16 protein-coding genes are annotated in these 15,064 nt (G+C 71.7%); 8 read left to right on the top strand and 8 right to left on the bottom strand.

Annotated elements, in window-relative coordinates; all coding sequences use genetic code 11:
• Positions 1 to 2 precede the first annotated feature (2 nt).
• On the top strand, positions 3 to 644 hold the full coding sequence (locus tag ACIPK3_RS07895) for a nucleoside/nucleotide kinase family protein (RefSeq protein WP_402567251.1): 642 nt from the start codon (positions 3 to 5) through the stop codon (positions 642 to 644).
• Positions 645 to 653: 9 nt separating this feature from the next.
• Here the strand turns inward: ACIPK3_RS07895 and ACIPK3_RS07890 are convergent, their stop codons facing one another.
• Positions 654 to 1,541: a hypothetical protein gene (locus ACIPK3_RS07890; RefSeq protein WP_402567249.1), complete on the bottom strand. Its 888-nt coding sequence runs from the start codon at positions 1,539 to 1,541 to the stop codon at positions 654 to 656.
• A 99-nt stretch (positions 1,542 to 1,640) separates the two neighbouring features.
• Between ACIPK3_RS07890 and ACIPK3_RS07885 the strand changes: the two genes are divergently transcribed.
• The 3 genes from ACIPK3_RS07885 (at position 1,641) to ACIPK3_RS07875 (ending at position 5,955) form a co-directional block, all read left to right on the top strand.
• Positions 1,641 to 2,465, top strand: a complete 825-nt coding sequence (locus ACIPK3_RS07885) for a TetR family transcriptional regulator (protein ID WP_402567247.1) — start codon at positions 1,641 to 1,643, stop codon at positions 2,463 to 2,465.
• Positions 2,466 to 2,576: 111 nt separating this feature from the next.
• Positions 2,577 to 2,987 (top strand): Zn-ribbon domain-containing OB-fold protein, encoded by a 411-nt coding sequence (locus tag ACIPK3_RS07880; protein WP_402567246.1) that lies wholly within the window; start codon positions 2,577 to 2,579, stop codon positions 2,985 to 2,987.
• 181 nt (positions 2,988 to 3,168) lie between these two features.
• Positions 3,169 to 5,955: a hypothetical protein gene (locus ACIPK3_RS07875; RefSeq protein WP_402567244.1), complete on the top strand. Its 2,787-nt coding sequence runs from the start codon at positions 3,169 to 3,171 to the stop codon at positions 5,953 to 5,955.
• A gap of 39 nt (positions 5,956 to 5,994) precedes the next feature.
• Here ACIPK3_RS07875 and ACIPK3_RS07870 read toward each other — a convergent pair whose 3' ends face one another.
• Both ACIPK3_RS07870 and ACIPK3_RS07865 read right to left on the bottom strand, forming a co-directional pair.
• On the bottom strand, positions 5,995 to 6,381 hold the full coding sequence (locus tag ACIPK3_RS07870) for a PPOX class F420-dependent oxidoreductase (protein ID WP_402567243.1): 387 nt from the start codon (positions 6,379 to 6,381) through the stop codon (positions 5,995 to 5,997).
• 49 nt (positions 6,382 to 6,430) lie between these two features.
• Complete coding sequence (locus ACIPK3_RS07865; protein ID WP_402567241.1) at positions 6,431 to 7,609, bottom strand: MalY/PatB family protein; 1,179 nt, start codon at positions 7,607 to 7,609, stop codon at positions 6,431 to 6,433.
• Between the two features lie 25 nt (positions 7,610 to 7,634).
• Between ACIPK3_RS07865 and ACIPK3_RS07860 the strand changes: the two genes are divergently transcribed.
• The 3 genes from ACIPK3_RS07860 (at position 7,635) to ACIPK3_RS07850 (ending at position 11,073) form a co-directional block, all read left to right on the top strand.
• A complete protein-coding gene (locus tag ACIPK3_RS07860; RefSeq protein ID WP_402567239.1) occupies positions 7,635 to 8,681 on the top strand; it encodes a hypothetical protein in 1,047 nt (348 codons plus the stop codon).
• A gap of 100 nt (positions 8,682 to 8,781) precedes the next feature.
• Positions 8,782 to 9,606, top strand: a complete 825-nt coding sequence (locus ACIPK3_RS07855) for an SAM-dependent methyltransferase (RefSeq protein ID WP_402567237.1) — start codon at positions 8,782 to 8,784, stop codon at positions 9,604 to 9,606.
• Positions 9,607 to 9,729: 123 nt separating this feature from the next.
• A complete protein-coding gene (locus ACIPK3_RS07850; protein ID WP_402567236.1) occupies positions 9,730 to 11,073 on the top strand; it encodes a S1 family peptidase in 1,344 nt (447 codons plus the stop codon).
• Between the two features lie 28 nt (positions 11,074 to 11,101).
• Here ACIPK3_RS07850 and ACIPK3_RS07845 read toward each other — a convergent pair whose 3' ends face one another.
• Positions 11,102 to 11,260 (bottom strand): hypothetical protein, encoded by a 159-nt coding sequence (locus ACIPK3_RS07845; protein ID WP_402567875.1) that lies wholly within the window; start codon positions 11,258 to 11,260, stop codon positions 11,102 to 11,104.
• A 199-nt stretch (positions 11,261 to 11,459) separates the two neighbouring features.
• Entirely contained in the window at positions 11,460 to 12,158 is a 699-nt protein-coding gene (locus ACIPK3_RS07840) for a L,D-transpeptidase family protein (RefSeq protein WP_402567234.1), read from the bottom strand.
• A 149-nt stretch (positions 12,159 to 12,307) separates the two neighbouring features.
• Between ACIPK3_RS07840 and ACIPK3_RS07835 the strand changes: the two genes are divergently transcribed.
• Positions 12,308 to 12,835, top strand: coding sequence for a hypothetical protein (locus ACIPK3_RS07835; RefSeq protein ID WP_402567233.1), 528 nt, complete (start codon positions 12,308 to 12,310; stop codon positions 12,833 to 12,835).
• 29 nt (positions 12,836 to 12,864) lie between these two features.
• On the opposite strand, the gene ACIPK3_RS07830 is transcribed toward ACIPK3_RS07835, so the two are convergent.
• The 3 genes from ACIPK3_RS07830 to ACIPK3_RS07820 are packed head-to-tail and all read right to left on the bottom strand — an operon-like array spanning position 12,865 to position 14,934.
• Entirely contained in the window at positions 12,865 to 13,494 is a 630-nt protein-coding gene (locus ACIPK3_RS07830) for an MBL fold metallo-hydrolase (protein ID WP_402567232.1), read from the bottom strand.
• Positions 13,494 to 14,579, bottom strand: coding sequence for an S-(hydroxymethyl)mycothiol dehydrogenase (locus ACIPK3_RS07825; RefSeq protein WP_402567230.1), 1,086 nt, complete (start codon positions 14,577 to 14,579; stop codon positions 13,494 to 13,496). The genes ACIPK3_RS07830 and ACIPK3_RS07825 overlap by 1 nt, the downstream gene beginning before the upstream one ends.
• A gap of 52 nt (positions 14,580 to 14,631) precedes the next feature.
• A complete protein-coding gene (locus ACIPK3_RS07820) occupies positions 14,632 to 14,934 on the bottom strand; it encodes a hypothetical protein (protein WP_402567229.1) in 303 nt (100 codons plus the stop codon).
• Positions 14,935 to 15,064: the final 130 nt, after the last annotated feature.

The following is a 15,064-nucleotide window of genomic DNA, read 5'->3' as shown; positions in this document are numbered from 1 at the left end:
GCGTGCCCCTGACTTTCGACGACCTGCTGCGCCGCGCCCGCTCCCTCGCCGAGCACCGGCCGCGTGCGCTGCTCGGTATCGCCGGCGGCCCCGGCGCGGGAAAGACGACCCTCGCGGAACGCCTGGTGGGCGAGCTGAACGCCACCGGCGGTCCCTTCGCCGCGCATGTCCCCATGGACGGCTTCCATCTCGCCGACGCCGAACTGGACCGGCTGGGGCTGCGGGACCGCAAGGGCGCGCCCGCCACCTTCGACGCCGGGGGCTATGCGGCACTGCTGCGCCGGCTCCGCGAGGAGCGCGGCGAGGTGGTCTACGCGCCGGCGTTCGAGCGGATTCTGGAACAGCCGCTCGCGGGCGCCGTCGCGGTGCCGCCGTCGGCCCGGCTGGTCGTGACCGAGGGCAACTACCTGCTGCTGGAGACGGGTTCCTGGGCACGGGTACGGCCCTGTCTGGACGAGGTGTGGTTCTGCGAGCTGGACGAGACGGAACGGATCCGTCGGCTCGTCGCCCGCCACGAGGAGTTCGGCAAGCCGCACGCGGCCGCCGTGGCCTGGGTGCTGGGCACCGACCAGCGCAACGCCGACCTCGTCGCGACGACCCGGGACCGGGCCGACCTGGTGGTCCCGGCGGCCGTGCTCTCCTAGTGGCCTGAGTCAGAGGTTCGTCGTTGTTTTGGTGTGAACCGTCGCGGACGCGGGGCCGCGGACGCCGGTCAGGAACCGGTGCACGGACTCCGTCATGGCGACGACGAACGCGTCCCTGGTCTCGGGGGTGAGGGCGTCCAGGGAAAGGTACGGGTTCAGGTCCTCGAGCTCGACCAGCAGGAGGCGCCCGTCGGGGGCGCGGCAGGCGTCGACGCGCTGGATGCCGTGCTCGATGGCGTTCCAGTCGATGAAGCGGCGGGCGAACTCCAGGTCGTCGGCGGTCGGGTCGTACCGCTCCAGCCGCCAGCGCCGCGCGGGGTCGGGCGCGTGCAGGGCGTACTGGAAGTCGTGGTCGACGAAGTAGAAGGACACCTCGTAGGCCAAGTCGACGTACGGCTGAACGAGCACGGTCCGGTCTGCCAGGTCCGGCAGCCGGTCGGCAAGGACGATCTCCAGGCCGATGGAGTCGGCGCCCAGCCTGGGCTTGACGACGTAGCGCTCGGCGGCGGGCAGCCGGTGCAGGTCCTCGGCGCGGTCCACGGTGGGGATGACAGGGAAGCCCGCCTCGGTCAGATCGATCAGGTACTGCTTCCCGGCCATGTCCGCCCGGCCGGTGAGCTGGTTGTAGACGCGTGCTCCGGTGGCGAGCGCGTGGTCACGGAAGGCCCGGTACGCCTCCTGGTGGGCCAGGACCGGCCCGCTGTTGCGGACGACGACGGCATCGAAGCCGTCCATGAGCGCGGCGGCGGCCGTGGGAGGGCACAGGGCGAGGTCGAAGTGGGCGGCGAGCCGGGAGGTGAGGAAGATGTCCTCGTCGCAGTAGCGGCGCCCGCGGGCCTGGTACGCGAGGTCGGTGACGTAGAGCAGGCGGGGGCGGGCGGGGCGACCGGCGGACATAGGGGACTCCTCGGGCGGCAGGACCACAGAAAGCACTCAGTTCCCTCGTCAGTATGCACTGAGTGCCATATCCCCCGACTGAATGCTACGTTCCCGTCCATGAGCTCCAGCAGCGCGGCACCGCCCGCGAAGCCGCCCATGCGGGACGCCCTGGTCGCGGCGGCCTTCCAGCTGTTTTTGGAACACGGCTACGAGCAGACCACCGTCGACGACATCGTGGCGCTCGCCGGGGTGGGGCGGCGTTCGTTCTTCCGTTACTTCCCCTCGAAGGAAGACGTGGTCTTCCCCGACCACGAGCGCTGTCTCGCCGACATGACGGCGTTCCTGGCGGCCGACGGCAGGGACCGGCACAGGGGCGGAGACGGAAACAGGGGCGGGGACGGGGAGCTCGATCCGGTGCGGCGGGTGTGCGACGCGGCCCGGCTGGTGCTGCGCATGTACGCCGAGAACCCCACCTTCTCGGTGCAGCGCTACCGGCTCACCCGCCAGGTGCCGGGGCTGCGGGCGTACGAGCTGTCCGTGGTGTGGCGCTACGAGCGGGCGCTCGCGGACTACCTGCGCGGGCGGTTCGCCGGACGCGCCGACGGAAACCTCAGGGCCGACGTGATCGCGGCCGCGGTGGTCGCGGCGCACAACAACGCGCTCCGCTCCTGGCTGCGTTCGGACGGCGAGGGCGACGCCGGGACCACGGTGGACCACGCGCTCGGGTTCGTACAGGCCGCCTTCGGACAGTCCGCCTTCGGGCAGCCCGTCGCAGGGTCCGGCGTACCGGAACGCGTGGAACAGCCCGTCAGGGCGGCGGGATCCACCGATGCCGACAGCGATACCGATGAGGTGATGGTGCTCGTCTGCCGGCGTGGGACTCCGCTGTGGCGCATGGTCCAGGAGATCGAGTCCACCCTCGGCCGTGAGGCCGTCGGCTGAAATTCTGGGTACGGAGTGCCTTTACGAGTGGCACTGAGTGCCATACCCTATGGGCGTGCACGGTTCACGCCGGCACGCGGGATTCCGGCCCACCGCAGGGAGTTGACCAGCGTGTACCACCACTCAGGGAGCGCCGTTCGTCCGGCGGCCGGCTCCGCGACGGGTCTCCTCGACCCCGCCCCCGCCGGGGACACGATCGTCTACCAGCGCTGCACCTGGTGCGGCACCGCCATGTACCAGCGGCTGCTGTGCCCGGTGTGCCAGGGCAGCGAGCTGCGCACCGAGCAGAGCGAGGGCACCGGCACGGTCCGGCACTCGACCGTGGTGCACCGCAACACACCCGCCGCGCGCAATGTGTCGCTGATCGAGATGGCCGAGGGATTCGTCATCAGGGGACGTGTCATGGGCCCGCCGGTGGGCATCCACAGCGGGGACCGGGTGCGGCTGTCCACGGCGCAGGACCCGGTGCGCGGCGAGCCCGTCTTCCAGCTGCTCGACGAGCCGTACCGCGCCTGGACCTGACCGCCGGTCGGTGATCGGCCGATGACCCGCCCGGTTTCGGCCGACCTGCCGGACCAGGGCATCCTCACAGGCAACCCACAACTTCCCCTTCCCGTCCTCCGGGGCGCGAGGGACCCCCGGGACGTCCGGGGTGTCCCGGTTCGCGGTCCCTGGAGTTCCAGGAGTTCAAGGAGGGGAAACAGTGGTCCGTGCCCGGCGAATATGGGTCACCGCCGCCGCGTTGCTCGCGGTGGCCGCGGGATCCTCGGGATGGTCGGCCCAGGCTCAGCCACCACCCGGCACACCGGCGGCCGCCGCTCCGTCCGACGGAAGCCTGCCACCCGGTTGGCGGATCGCCGGGAAGCCCACGGCACCCGAGTTGGTGTGGCGGTCCGCCGCGCCGGTGCCCATGGGGAACGCGCGCGTCGAGTTCCGCACCGGTGAGCGGCTGCTGGGAGTCCCGGCGGCACAGCGGGACCGGCACACGTTCCGTCTCGGCCTCGACGGCGTCCGGCCCGCCGACCTGAATGGCCTCGAAGTCTGGTCCGGCGGACGCAGACTGGACGCCTCACCCGGCACCGCCCACGGTGACCGCAGCGGTGCGAGCAGTCTGGTGCGGCCGGCCGCGCGGCCCCCCGCCCCGCTGCCCGCGGGCCCCGTGGACCCCGGCAGGCCGGGCGCCCACCGGACGGTGACCGGTGAGTACACCCTCAAGTCCGTACGTCTGCCCGGGTTCTCCGCGCCGGTCGAGATGCGCGCCGTGGTGGTCGCGCCCACCACGGCGACCGGCCGCCGCCCGCTCGCGCTGTTCCTGCACGGCCGTCACTACACCTGTTACACCCCCGGGGGCGGTGACGAAGGCACCGGCGACTGGCCCTGCAAGGCGGGAAGCAAGCCGGTGCCCAGCCATCGCGGCTATCTGCGCGACCAGCGGCTGCTGGCCTCGCAGGGCTATGTGACCGTGTCGATCTCGGCCAACGGCATCAACGGCCAGGACTCCGTGGAGGACGGCGGGGCGCAGGCCCGCTCGTCCCTGGTACGGCTCCACCTCGCGCACTGGGCCGACTGGGCCGCACACCCCGAGACGGCACCGGCGGTGGTCCGGCGCGCGCCGCGCGCCGACCTGTCCCGGGTGCTGCTCGTCGGACACTCCCGGGGCGGCGAGGGCGTGAACCGGGCCGCGCTGGACAGCCTGTACCCGCCGCCCGCCGACCAGGACGGCTACCACGGGCCGGTGCGGTGGCACATCCGCGGCACCGTGCTCATCGGTCCGACGGCCTTCGGCCAGAACCCGGTGGCGGACGTGCCGTCGCTGTCGATCCTGCCGGGCTGCGACGGAGACGTCTCCGACCTCCAGGGTGAGGTGTACGTCGACGGCACACGTGCGGTCGGCCGCGGCACCGCCCTGCACAGCGCCGTCTATGTCATCGGCGCCAACCACAACTTCTTCAACACCGAGTGGACCCCGGGGCAGGCGCAGGCTCCCGCCGAGGACGACTTCTGGAGCGACCCGGACCAGCGGGACCCGGTGTGCGACAAGCGGGCCGCCACCCGGCTGACCGCCGACCTGCAGCACAGGGCGGGCTCCACGTATATCGCGGCCGCCGCCCGGCTGTTCGTCGCCGGTGACGACCGGGTTCGCCCGCTGCTCGACGGCTCGGGACGGCGGGCCCCGTCGGCGGATCCCGCCCGGGTTCTCGGCCACGCGGTCGGCGGCAACCGCGGTGCCGGGTTCCTGCCGGACGGCGGGGTCACGGTGACCGGCGGACGGCTGTGCTCCGCGGTGGACCCGAACCCGTCGGCCGCCTGTCTGGGCGAGGGCGTCAAGGGCAGTTCACCGCACTTCGCCACATGGGAGACCGGCAAGGAGAGCGGGCGGCACGCGGTCGCGCTGCGCTGGACCTCCGCCGGTCACACCGTGCGCGTGCGGTCGGCACGGCCGGTCTCGCTGCGCGGCGCCCAGGCCCTGGCCCTGCGGGTGTTCGTGCCCCCGAACTCCACCGGAACCCAGCTGGACGTGTCGGTCACCGACACCTCCGGCCACCGGGCGAACCTCGGCCGGGTACGCGTGGACGGACTGCCGGGCAGCGAACGGACCTCGTCGTACTGGGCGCGCGAACTGCGCGTACCGCTGACCGCCACCGGCCGCGCCCGGCTCGACCTGCGCCACATCAGATCCCTGGAACTGACCCCGCGTTCGCGGTCGGGTCATGCCTGGCTCATGGACGCCTGGGGCTGGCGGCCCGGCACCGCCACGGTACGGGCGGCAGCGCTCCCGCGCGTCGACGTCGGCCGCACCACGGTGAACGAGGGCGACTCGGGTGTCCGTACCTACCGGGTGCCGGTCCGGGTGTCCGGGCACGGCAGCGGCCAGGTGCGCGTGTACGTCGTCGACCCGGCCACCGGGGAGACGAAGGACCGGCTCGTCACCGTGCGGCCGGGCGGCTCCGGGATCGATGTGCCGGTCCGGGTCAGGGGCAACAAGCGATACGGCACCGACATGTCGTACGACATCCTGGTCAAGGCGGTCCACGGCGCCGTGGTCGGCTCCTACCGGGGCGGGATCACCGTGCACGACGACGATCCGGCGCCGACGGTCACCGTGACCCCGACGGCCGGCCGGGTGACCGAGGGCGCGGCGCTCAAGTGGCGGCTGACGCTGTCCGCGACCGCCGACACCGATGTCCAGATGACGTTCGCGGCGGTCCCGGTCACCGGGCCGGAGCTGTCCACCAAGGACGTGGACGCACGCTGGTTCCGGGACACCACCGGTGACTCGCCCGACCCGGAGCGTCCGCTGTCCAAGGAGCGCCTCCTCCTGTGGGCGGTCGTGCCGGCCGGCCGGACGGGCGTGGACGTCACCGTGCCGACGGCTCGGGACCGGACCGCCGAGCCCGAGGAGTCGCTGCGCCTTCAGCGGATCGACGACTCCGACGTACCGGTGCCGGGTGGGCCGGTGCTCGACGGCACGGTCCTGAACGCGTCGTAGCGGGCAGGCCCCTGACGTCCTGACGGAGCCGCGGTGCTCTCAGGGCGTCAGGGTGACCCGGATCCCGACGGTGCCTTCTCGTCCGTTGCGCAGCCGGCTTCCGAGCAGGGTGAGGCGGCCGAGAACGCCGTACTTGCGGGCGACCAGGCCGCGATAGCGGTCGGTGGTGGCCTCGTCGGTGATCCGGGCGGTGCCCGGGACCTGGTCGCCGGTCGGATTGCCGCGTACGTCGCACGGTCCGACCAGGACGTCCGAGCGCCTGCGGATCCGCTTCACCTTCCAGGACTTCGCGGCCGTCCAGACGCCCAGCGCGTCCCCGTCCCGTACCACCCACACCGGCGTGGCCACCGTGGTGCCGTCCTTGCGATAACTGGTGACCAGCAGGTACTTGCCCGATCCGAGCCGGTCCAGCGACGTGTCATCCATGCCCGCAGTCTAGGTCGCGGACACGAGCGGGGGCCGCCGCCGGGACGGTTCACCTCAGGGAGGCGGCCATCCTGTGCACCCCCTCCGTGATCACCTCCGGCGAGGCGGCCAGGTTCAGCCGTGCTCGTCCGGCGCCCCCGGTACCGAAGGGGATCCCGGAGTTGAGGGCCACCCGGCCGCGCTCCAGGAAGACGTCGGCCGGGTCGTCTTCGAGGCCGAGGCCACGACAGTCGAGCCAGGCGAGGAAAGTGGCCGGGGAAGGGCGGTACCGCACGGCGGGCAGGTGCTCGGCCAGCAGGTCGGCGAGCAGTCGCCGGTTCTCGTCCAGTCCGGCCAGCAGGGCGTCCAGCCAGTCCCCCGCGTCGGCCAGGGCGGCGGTGTGGGCGATGACGCCGAGGTGACTCGGCCCATGACTGACCTCCTCGGGCAACCGGGCCAGGTCGGCGGCGGCGCCGGGTCCCGCGACGGCCAGCGCGGCCTTCAGTCCCGCCAGGTTCCATCCCTTCGACGCCGACATCAGCGACAGTCCGCGCTCGGCGCCCGGCACGCTCAGATACGGCACGAAGGCGGTCCCGGCGGCGACCAGCGGGGCGTGGATCTCGTCGGCCACGACCCGTACGCCGTAGCGTTCGGCGAGGTTCGCCACGGCGGCCAGTTCACCGGCGGTGTGCACGGTGCCGGTCGGGTTGTGCGGGCTGCACAGCAGATGGGCGACCCGCCCGCCCGCGGCGACGGCCTGCCGGAACGTCCGCTCCAGGCCGTCGAGGTCGAGACGGCCGTCCGTGCCCAGCGGCGACTCCAGCACCCGTCGGTCCATGTGCGCGATGAACTGGTAGAACGGCGGATACACCGGCGAGTTGACGATCACCGGATCGCCGGACCCGGTCACCAGCTTGAGCATCTCCACCACGCCCAGCATCACGTCCGGCACGATGGCGGTGCGTTCCACGGCGAGCCCCGTCCAGCCCCAGCGCCGGGCGGCGAACGCGGCCAGCGCCTCGGCGTAGCCGGTGCCCGCCGGATAGCCTGTGTCGCCCAACTCCAGGGCGTCGGTGAGCGCGCGCACCACAGGGGCGGCGAGCGGCACGTCCATCTCGGCCACCCACAGCGGCAGCACGTCTTCCGGATAGGTGCGCCACTTCATGCTGGTACGGCGGCGGAGGCGGTCGAGGGTCAGTGCGCGCAGCGGGTTCGGTTCACCTGTCGTCTCGTGCGGGATGCTGGTCATGGGGCTCAAGATAGGGGGCTGTGCGGTGAGCCGGAATCGGGCGGACGGGGTACGCGAGGCGAAACGGATGCCGGACGGTGGGGTGGCGGAGGTCGCCTGCGACGAGTCGGGGTCGGACGGCGAGAACCTCCTGGGCGGCAACACGGACGTCTTCGCGCACGCGAGCGTGCTGCTGCCGATGGCTGACGCCGAGGCGTGCGTGCGGGAGATCCGCGACCGGATCCGCTCCCCGGCGCAGGAGTACAAGGCCAACCATCTGCTGCGGGAGAAGCACCGGGCGGTGCTGGAATGGCTGCTGGACCCGGCCGGGCCGGTCCATGGCCGGGCCCACGCACATCTCACCGAGAAGGCGTACCTCGTCGTGCAGCGGACCGTCGGGCTGCTGCTCGACGACCCGGCGGACGCCGTACCGCTGACCGGGCAGGGGGCGGCGGTCTTCGGGGATACCCGATGGCGGGAGTTCCTGACGGCCGCGAACCGGCTGCTCCGTACGAAGGACGGCACGGCTGACGACGAGGTGTCACCGGTGGCCGCGTTCTTCCGGACCGTCGAGGACCTGTGCCGGACGGATCCCGGGACGGACGCGGGTGACGTCCTGCGGCGGATCGCCGGGGCCCGGCCCCGCGCGGACGCCTACCGGACGCGGGTCGCGACCGGGCCGGTGCTGGTGCCCCTGCTCAACCCCCTGCTGCCGGCCGTGGTGCGGACCGCCTCGCACTGGAGCGCCCGCCTCGGCACGGTCATGCTGGTGCACGACCGGCAGAACATGCTGACCCCGGAGCGGATCGCGTGGATCGAGGCGGCGGCGCGGCGGGAGGGCGTGGCGCTGGGCGGGCTGCGACTGGTGCATTCGCGGCTGGACGCGCGCGTGCAGATCGCCGACTTCCTCGCCGGAATCGCCCGCAAGATCGCCTCCGACGAGCTGGGCGGACGCGGCGACCCGGTACTCACCGCCCTGCTGCGCCCGTATGTGGGCCCGGAGTCGGTCTGGGGCGACGGGCGCAGCTGGTCCCGGCTGGCCCCCGGCACGGAAATGCCCGGACCGGCCGCCGTGATCAACTCGGGCGTCTAGATTGCCTGTTGAACCTGCGATCGCAGCACCTGCATCCGTATCACCATCATCACCATCCATCTCCACCCCCATCCGCATCCGTCCCCCAGGAGCTGACCCAGTGACCGACAACCCGGCAGTGACGAACGACGTCGCGGCGTCCCTGCGCGCCCGTATCGACACCTCCCGGCCGCACACGGCCCGCATCTGGAACTACTGGCTCGGCGGCAAGGACAACTACGAGGTGGACCGCGCGGCGGGCGACCAGATACGCCAACTGCACCCGGGCATAGGCGAGTACGCCCGCGCGGACCGGCTGTTCCTGGGCCGGGCCGTGCGTCACCTGGTCGGTGAGGTCGGCATACGCCAGTTCCTGGACATCGGCACCGGTCTGCCCACCGCCGACAACACCCACGAGGTCGCCCAGGGGCTCGCGCCCGAGTCCCGGATCGTCTACGTCGACAACGACCCGCTGGTGCTCGCCCACGCCCGCGCCCTGCTCACCAGCACGCCGGAGGGCCGTACCGACTACCTGGACGAGGATCTTCGCAACGTCGACGCGATCCTCGGCCACGCGGCCGAGTCACTGGACTTCGGCGAACCGGTGGCACTGATGCTGCTCGGCGTGGTGATCTTCGTCGCCGACGACGAGGACCCGTACCGGCTGGTGCGAGAGCTGATGGACAGGCTGCCGGCCGGCAGCCACCTCGTGCTGTCGCACACCGTCACCACGCCCTCGATGCCGGACGTCGACGAGGCGGTCAAGTTCTGGAACGAGAACGGCACGCCCCGGCTCACCCAGCGCACCCCCGAGGACGTCGCCCGTTTCTTCGACGGTCTCGACCTGCTGGAGCCCGGCGTGGTGTCCTGCTCGCGCTGGCGTCCGGGGGACGGCGCCGAGCCGGAGGAGGTGGCCATGTTCGGCGGGGTGGCCCGCAAGCGCTGAGCCCCGGGAAGATCGGCGGCACGGTGAACGCCGGCGCGCCGGGCCGCGTATGAAGGAAGGGCACTCGACCACGGGAGGGCCCCGCGGCGTTGAGGCCGCGCGTTCGGGGTTCGGGAGCCATGCATGAGGCACGCACGACGACGGGTCGTCCGGCGGGTGACACAGCTGGCGGCGGTCGGCGGACTCCTCCTGGGAGGCGCGATGGTCACCACGGCCATGGCGAGCGAGACTCCCGGCAGATCCGCCGTGCCGTTCAGTTCGCCGCGAGCGGCCGGTGACACCGGCGCGGCCCTGGTGTCCGGTCTGGGCAGCGGCCGTACGGCGGGCAGCTGGGTCGGTACCGACGGGCGCCCGGTGGTCGCGGTGACCGACGAGCGGGCCGCGGCGGCGGTGCGGCGGGCCGGGGCCGAGGCGAAGCTCGTGCGGCACAGCATGAACGAGCTCAAGTCGGCCACCGCCGCGCTGCGTTCGGCCCCCCGGGTGGCGGGCACGGCGTGGGCGGTGGACTACCGCACCAACCGGGTCATGGTGGAGGGCGATCGGACCGTGTCCGCGGCCGACTGGTCCCGGATGAGCCAAGTCGCGTCTCATGCGGGCGACTTCGTGCAGATGCGGCGCTCCGGGGGCAGGTTCACCACGCGCCTGAACGCGGCGCAGCCGATCCTGTCGACGAGCGGTCGCTGTTCTGCGGGCTTCAACGTCACCAACGGACAGCGCGACTTCATCCTGACCGCGGGACACTGCGGTCCGGCGGGCACCACCTGGTTCGCGGACAACCAGGGCAACCAGCGGCTGGGCAGCACGGCCCTCACCAACTTCCCCGGCAGTGACTTCTCCCTCGTGCAGTACGAGTCCGGCAAGGCCGGTGACGGGGCCGCCGTGATCGCCGTCGGCGGCGGGAAGGGTGTGCTGATCACGGGGGCGGCGGATCCGAAGGTCGGGCAGCGGGTGTTCCGCAGCGGCAGCACCAGCGGGCTGCACGACGGTCAGGTGACCGGGCTGGACGCGACGGTGAACTATCCCGAGGGCACGGTGACCGGGCTCATCCAGACCGATGTGTGCGCCGAGCCGGGCGACAGCGGCGGACCGCTGTTCTCGGACGGCATCGCGCTGGGGGTGACCTCGGGCGGCAGCGGGGACTGCGCCACGGGCGGTACGACGTTCTTCCAGCCGGTGACGAAGGCGATGTCCGCGCTCGGCGTCCAGCTGATCGTGGCACCCCGGAAGGCGGGCGCCGGACAGGGGGCCGTCGCGCCGAGCGCGGCCGCGCCCGGCTCCTCCGCGCCGGTCACCGGCACCACGGGGGACGGGACGACGTTGCTGTCCCGGGTCACCGACACCCATAACCTCGGCCCCGGGCTGCTGGTCATCGCGGGCAGTCTGATCGCTCTGGTGGCGACGCGGTACATCCGGACGGAACAGGACCGCAGGGCCTACCAGCGTTACTACTCGGCCACGTGGAGTTGACCCTGCGGTCTCCGGGACGGCCTCGGGGCTACTGCGGGGCCGCCGCGGCCCACTCCAGGACGAGCCGCTGGTACTCCTCGCGCTGCTCGCCGGTCAGTGTCCCGCCCGACCGGAGCCACAGGGCCCGGATCTGTTCGTTGACCTCCGCGGCCGATCGCTCGGAGGCGGTTTCAACAGTGGTGGACATGCCGTGAAGCATATGCGGGTCGGCGTGAAGGCCTCGTGAGCAAGTACGAGCGATACGGACATTCCGGACCGTGTTACTCATCACGTCCATCTGTCAAGAGCCGAAGGGCAGTTCACCTGTGGGCGAACCGGCGACGGCCGCGGGGGCGGCCCGGCGGAGCGAGGTCCGCTCGACTCCGCCGGACACGGCCCTGGGCCCGTCATGTGCCCGGCTTGCTGCCGTAGACGAAGACGTCGTCGCCGGTCTTCAGCAGTGACCAGTACTTCTTGGCGTCCTTGCTGGTCATGTTCACGCAGCCGTGCGAGCCCGGCGGGTTCCACATGCTGACACCGACCGAATGGAAGGCCTGACCGCCGTCGAAGAACTGGCTGTACGGCATGCTCACGTGGTACTCGCTGGACACGTGGTCCTTGTCGCGCCACGAGATCTTCTTCAGGCCGGTGCGGGTCTCGAACTTGTCGCGGCCGGTACGCACCGGCACCGGACCATGGACCAGCTTCTTGCCGTCCTGGATCCAGCTCAGCTGGAGCGTCAGGTTCACGCAGGCGATGCGGCCCTTGTTCACCGGGCACTCGCCGTCCTTGTTCGGGTTGTGCCCGACGGCCTTCTGCTTGTTCATGAGATCCATCACGCCCCAGGTGGCGGAGCCCGCGTAGCCGGCGGCCGGCGTGATGCCGTGCTTGCCCTGGAAGGCACGGATCGCCTTGCAGTCGGCGCTGGACTGCTTCCCGTCGACCGGACGGCCGAGGAACTTCTCCACCTTTTTCTGGTACGGCCCGGCCTGCGTGGTGCAGCTCGTGGCCGCCTGGGCGGGTGCCGTGGTGAGCGCGATTGTGATCGGCGCCACCAGCCCGGTGATGCCGAGCGCGATGACACTTCGTCTGCGTATGTCCCCCATGCTGGGTGATTACCTTTCGCGTCGTTGTGGTCTCTGACGTCTAGACCAGTCCGAGACACTACCGGTTGCCCGAGACGTCCGTCTTGTGCCAGAACGGTGAAGTTCTTCACGCCGGCTTCCCGGGCAGCTGCCACGGATAGCGTGTGTACATGTCATCGTTCGTGCAGCAGCTTCCCGCCCTCATCGGCGCCGTGATCGGTGCGCTCGGCTCGTTCCTGGTGGTGGTCCGGGGTGATCAGGTCCGGTTCCGGCGGGAGCGGGCGGCCCGCTGGGAGGAGCGGCGGTTCACGATCTACGCCGACTACGCGCGGACGCTGAAGGCCTCGGTCACGCTGACGTACCGGCTCGCCGCGCACTACGGCAATGACCCGCACCCGCATCCCCTGACGCCCGAGGAGTCGGGGCCGCTGCTGACCGAGGCGGCCACGGCCCGGGATCCGGCCGGTGAGGCACTGATCCTGCTGGGCAGCCCGGCCGTGGTGGAGAAGGCCCGGGTGTGGGTCGTGACCGTGCTGGAGATGGAGCGGTTCCTGCGGGAGGAACGGCGTGATCCCGAGGCCTGGCAGGCACTGCTGGCACGGCAGCGCACCGGCCGCGAGGGCTACTACGCGGCCGTGCGCGAGGATCTGGCACTGCCGCCCGGCCACTCCGCACGCTGGTCGCTGCCCCAGCCGTGAACAGGTGCCGGACGGCCGGAGCCGCCCGCTCAGTGCCCCCGGGCGATCCACTCCTCCAGATGGGAGGCCTCCGCGCCGATGGTGGTGGAGTCGCCGTGGCCGGTGAGGACCTTGGTCTCGGGCGGCAGGGTGAGGAGCCGGGTGCGGATCGACTCGATGATCAACGGGAAGCTGGAGTAGGAGCGGCCGGTGGCGCCGGGTCCGCCCTTGAAGAGGGTGTCGCCGGTGAAGACGGTGCCCAGGCCGGGTTCGTACAGGCAGACGGCGCCGGGGGCGTGGCCGGGCGTGTGCAGCACCCTCAGGTCGGCACCGGCGGTCTCGATCACCTGGCCGTCGGCCAGATGCTCGTCGGGCTCCCGGTCCGGGTGGGTCGCCTTCCACAGCGCCAGGTCGTCGGGGTGGAGCCAGATCGTCGCCCCGGTGAGGTCCGCGAGGGCGGGGGCGGCGTTGACGTGGTCGTTGTGGGCGTGCGTGCAGAGGATCGCGGTCACCCGGCGGCCCTCGACGGCCTCGGCGATGGCCGTGGCGTCGTGCGCCGGGTCGATGACGACGACCTCGCGCTCGTCACCGATGATCCACACGTTGTTGTCCACGTCCCAGGTGCCGCCGTCGAGCGTGAACTGTCCGGAGGTGACGAGGCGTTCGATGCGGGTGGTCATCAGAACACCACCACCGAGCGCAGGACGTCGCCCTGGTGCATCCGGTCGAACGCCTTCTCCACGTCGTCCAGTCCGATCCGTTCGGTCACGAACGCCTCCAGGTCCAGGCGGCCCTGCACATGCAGGTCGATGAGCATCGGGAAGTCCCGGCTGGGCAGGCAGTCGCCGTACCAGGAGGACTTCAGGGCGCCGCCGCGTCCGAAGACGTCGAGGAGCGGCAGTTCCAGCTTCATCTCCGGGGTGGGCACGCCCACCAGGACGACCGTGCCGGCCAGGTCGCGGGCGTAGAACGCCTGCTTGTACGTCTCGGGGCGGCCGACCGCCTCGATCACCACGTCGGCGCCGAAGCCGCCGGTCAGCTCGCGGATCGCCTCGACGGCGTCGCTCTTGGTGGAGTCGATCGCGTGGGTGGCTCCCATGGCGAGGGCCTTGTCCAGCTTGCGGGCGTCGACGTCCACCGCGATGATCTTCGCCGCGCCGGCGAGCCGCGATCCGGCGATCGCCGCGTCACCGACGCCGCCGCAGCCGATGACCGCGACGCTGTCGCCCCGGCCGACGTTGCCGGTGTTGATGGCGGCGCCGATGCCGGCCATCACACCGCAGCCGAGGAGCCCGGCCACGGCCGCGGAGACGGCCGGGTCGACCTTGGTGCACTGTCCGGCCGCGACCAGGGTCTTCTCGGCGAACGCGCCGATGCCGAGCGCCGGGGACAGCTCGGTGCCGTCGACAAGGGTCATCTTCTGGGTGGCGTTGTGGGTGTTGAAGCAGTACCAGGGCCGGCCGCGCAGACAGGCCCGGCACTGGCCGCACACGGCACGCCAGTTGAGGATCACGAAGTCACCGGGCGCGACCTCGGTGACCCCCTCTCCCACCGACTCCACCACACCGGCCGCCTCATGGCCGAGCAGGAAGGGGAACTCGTCATTGATGCCACCCTGCTTGTAGTGCAGGTCGGTGTGGCAGACACCGCAGGCCTGGACACGTACGACGGCCTCGCCGGGCCCGGGATCCGGTACCACGATGGTCTCCACCCGGACCGGTTCGTTCTTGCCCGGTGCGATCACGCCGCGTACTTCCTGCGCCATGGCCTGGCCCCTTCCGTCGACTCGTTACGCGTTCCCCGACCCTACGCGTTCGTCACTGCACGGCGGGCAACAGGCCGGTCACCGGGGCGACCAGGTCGGTGACTTGGTGGAGCTGGTTCAGCTGGTTGAGGTCGTTCAGCCCGTTCGTGGAGTGCAGTTGCTCGGCGACCCGCGGGAGCTTTCCCTGGTACTCCGCCGGGATCTCGCTGGTGGCGAGTGCGTCGAGCATGGCCACCGGCTCGACCTTGCCGGTGTTCTGTGCGGTGGCTTCGGCGGCGTTCGCCAGCGGTGCGGCCAGGCCCGTGACGCCCACGGCGAGACCGATGGCGGCGACGATACGTCGTGTTGAGATCATGCTCTGAGCAACGTGCTCGGACTCGTGCGGACACGGCCACCCGGCCCCGCTCACCCGTCAGGCGGACCGTCGCGCGGCTGCGCTTGCCGCGGCCGCCGGTGCGGAGGAGCCTCGAAGAAGGGGTCCGCCC

The sequence above is a fragment of the Streptomyces sp. NPDC086787 genome (assembly GCF_044745865.1).
In the GTDB taxonomy this organism is placed as follows: Bacteria; Actinomycetota; Actinomycetes; order Streptomycetales; family Streptomycetaceae; genus Streptomyces.
Note: the sequence above shows the minus strand (reverse complement) of the source record. Positions and strands in the feature narration are given on the sequence as shown.

What these genes read in the sequence shown, in the direction of transcription:
- ACIPK3_RS07820 (WP_402567229.1), bottom strand. Translation starts at nt 14,934, where the DNA reads ATGATCTCAACACGACGTATCGTCGCCGCCATCGGTCTCGCCGTGGGC.
- ACIPK3_RS07835 (WP_402567233.1), top strand. Translation starts at nt 12,308, where the DNA reads ATGTCATCGTTCGTGCAGCAGCTTCCCGCCCTCATCGGCGCCGTGATC.
- ACIPK3_RS07840 (WP_402567234.1), bottom strand. Translation starts at nt 12,158, where the DNA reads ATGGGGGACATACGCAGACGAAGTGTCATCGCGCTCGGCATCACCGGG.
- ACIPK3_RS07890 (WP_402567249.1), bottom strand. Translation starts at nt 1,541, where the DNA reads ATGTCCGCCGGTCGCCCCGCCCGCCCCCGCCTGCTCTACGTCACCGAC.
- ACIPK3_RS07885 (WP_402567247.1), top strand. Translation starts at nt 1,641, where the DNA reads ATGAGCTCCAGCAGCGCGGCACCGCCCGCGAAGCCGCCCATGCGGGAC.
- ACIPK3_RS07825 (WP_402567230.1), bottom strand. Translation starts at nt 14,579, where the DNA reads ATGGCGCAGGAAGTACGCGGCGTGATCGCACCGGGCAAGAACGAACCG.
- ACIPK3_RS07870 (WP_402567243.1), bottom strand. Translation starts at nt 6,381, where the DNA reads ATGGATGACACGTCGCTGGACCGGCTCGGATCGGGCAAGTACCTGCTG.
- ACIPK3_RS07845 (WP_402567875.1), bottom strand. Translation starts at nt 11,260, where the DNA reads ATGTCCACCACTGTTGAAACCGCCTCCGAGCGATCGGCCGCGGAGGTC.
- ACIPK3_RS07850 (WP_402567236.1), top strand. Translation starts at nt 9,730, where the DNA reads ATGAGGCACGCACGACGACGGGTCGTCCGGCGGGTGACACAGCTGGCG.
- ACIPK3_RS07865 (WP_402567241.1), bottom strand. Translation starts at nt 7,609, where the DNA reads ATGACCAGCATCCCGCACGAGACGACAGGTGAACCGAACCCGCTGCGC.
- ACIPK3_RS07830 (WP_402567232.1), bottom strand. Translation starts at nt 13,494, where the DNA reads ATGACCACCCGCATCGAACGCCTCGTCACCTCCGGACAGTTCACGCTC.